Here is a 2547-nt window from a genome sequence, read left to right on the forward strand (position 1 = left end):
CCCTCGACCCACCTAAAGTTACAGAAATTTTACTGCGTAAAATTTTAAAATTTATCGGTTTTACTTCTCAGTTCGAATAAAGTCCGAGCCTGCGAGTGGAGCTCTACCCCGCACCCCGCTAAAGTTACGGCAGGCTAACGCCTGTATTTTTATCGGTTTAACTTCGCGTGACAGCTAAGCCGCCGCTGCGATGAGGAGCTTCACTATTTCTCGCGAAGGCCAGAAAGCGCCCCGCGCTTCCTTCGCATTGCTTCGCTCGCCTAAAGTTTCAGAAATTTTACTGCGTAAAATTTTAAAATTTATCGGTTTAACTTCGCAGACGAGCACAGCTTGTCCTTAAATATAGAAGCTTCTTAAATTTAAAATTTTATCGGTTTGGTCGCGATAGTGAAAGTATTTGCAGGCACTAGCAGCGATAAAATTTTAGCCTCTGCGGCGGAGTTTTTGCGGCGGCGAAATTTTGAAATTTCAAAGCGGGCGGCGGGGCCGGAATTTTAAAATTCGTTCCGAATTTTAAGCATAAAAATCAAAATTTATCGTTACAATTACGTAAAATTTTTAAGGAGTAAAAATGAAAAAAATAGTTCTTTTAAGCGCAGCTGCGGCGCTTGCCGTAAATTTGAGCGCGCAGGAAAATAGCCTTGAGATCTACGCGAACTCCGCCTTCTTGTACCAAAACTTTGGCGCGCAAAAATCAAACTTCAGCGTGAACGTACCGGAGTACTTGGATATCCGCAGCATCGAGATTGTGGGCTCTTGCGAAGTGCGCGAATTGTCTTTGGAGGAGAGCGAGCCCGTGAAAAACGCGGAATTCGCCAAAAAAGAGGCGGACGAAAAGAGCTTGCGCGAGCTAAGCGACCGCCTGGTCGCACTTAAGGCGCAGCAGCGCTTTTTAAGCGATTTTGCGAGCTTAAAAGATAGAAGCCTGACAAGCTTAAAGGCGGATTCGCAAAAAATTTACGACGAGGTCTTGCTCGTAGCGGGCGAAATTTCAAAGACGGACGAGCAAATCGGAAAGCTCAAAGAGAAAATTTCAAAATACCGGATCAAGAACGAACGCCGCTTAAACGCGAACTTTGGCTGCGATCCGAGCTTCGTTAAGATCAATTACCCCGTTGACGTAAGCGCCTACACGCACAACGAGCTCTCTGCCGATCTTGTAAGTGGTAAAATCGAGGTCGCGCAAAAACTCTCGGTGCAAAATCCGCTAAACGCCGAGCTAGCAAATTTGACGATCGCGCTGTATCCTTACGAATACTCCTCGCAGACCGCGCCGCAGCCGTTTTACCCGTGGTATGAGGGCGAGCCTATGGAACCTGAGCCCGCGGCGGCTTATAAAAAGGACGTGATGCTAGAAGAAGCGGCGGATATGCAGAGGGCGCCTGCGGCGGAGGCTAGATCGTCGTATGCAAGGACGGGCTCGAATATCGAAAGCTCGCTCTCAAAGGTGTGGAAAATTAGCGGCGTAAGCCTTAAGGCGGGCGAGGCGGGCGAGTTTAGCTTCGATAAACAGAGTCTGGATGCGAAATTTGATCTGCTCATCGACGGCTACGGCAGCGAGGCGGCCTACGTGCGGGCTAAATTTATCCCCGAAAGAAACATAGAGGAGAGCGAAACGTTAATAAAGCTCGACGGCGTGCAGATCGGGCTCGTGCATCTAGGCTTTGCCGCAAACGCGGAGGCTACGGCGTATCTGGGTAAAAATAGCCTGATCGAAGTCAAAAAAGAGCAGGCGAACAACTTCACGAAAAACTCCTTTTTCGGCGGCGAAAGTAAAAATTCCATGGCTTGGGATTACGAGATCAAAAACGGCTCCAAGCGCGCGTGGAACATGGTTTTGCAAGAGCGAGCGCCCGTTTCGACGCATGAGGACGTAAAGGTCGCGCTGAAAAACTCGCCCGAGCAGAGCAGCCTCGGCAAGGACGGACTACTTAGCTGGGACTTCGAGCTAAAGCCGGGCGAGAGCAAAAAGATCCGCTTCGGCTATGAGCTAAGCAAGCCGAAGAGATAACGAGCTTTGGCGCGGCACGATTAAATTTTACGCAGCGGAGTAGCTTTTGCGGTGCGATTAAATTTTGCGGGCGTAAAACCAAGGCGCGGCTTTAGAGCTTATCTGAAATTTTTGGCGCCGCGCCGAGTAAAATTTAAGCGCTGCGAGAACCAAAAATTTAAATGTTGCGGCGATTTAAAATTTGGTAGTGCGAGATATGAAATTTAGCGATGCAAAGGGGTTTTGGCGCGGGTAGAAAAACTTTGAGCGTCGCTAAAGCTTATCTCAAATTTAAAAAGGTCGGGGCGATGAATGCGGAGCGAAGGTATAAATTTAACGGAGCGGCGAGGTGTGCGGTTTGTTTCACTGGCGGCGCCTAAAGGATCGTAATGAAATTTCGCAAACTTAAATTTAAAATCCTAGCCGCGGCACTACTTTTCTGCGCCGTGTTTATCCGCATCGTGCCGGATTACTCCACTTCGCAAGGCTCCTGCGTAGTTACTATTTTTAGCTATTACAAATATCAAAAGGGATATTGTCTAAAAGAGAATAGAATT

The 2547-nt window shown here is 48.1% G+C and carries 1 protein-coding gene; it reads left to right on the plus strand.

Annotated features, from left to right (window positions below; genetic code table 11):
* Nucleotides 1–571 precede the first annotated feature (571 nt).
* Nucleotides 572–2011, plus strand: coding sequence for a DUF4139 domain-containing protein (locus tag Q0369_RS06275; RefSeq protein WP_298097467.1), 1440 nt, complete (start codon nucleotides 572–574; stop codon nucleotides 2009–2011).
* Nucleotides 2012–2547: the final 536 nt, after the last annotated feature.

This window comes from uncultured Campylobacter sp., assembly GCF_938030685.1.
Classification (GTDB): domain Bacteria; phylum Campylobacterota; class Campylobacteria; order Campylobacterales; family Campylobacteraceae; genus Campylobacter_B.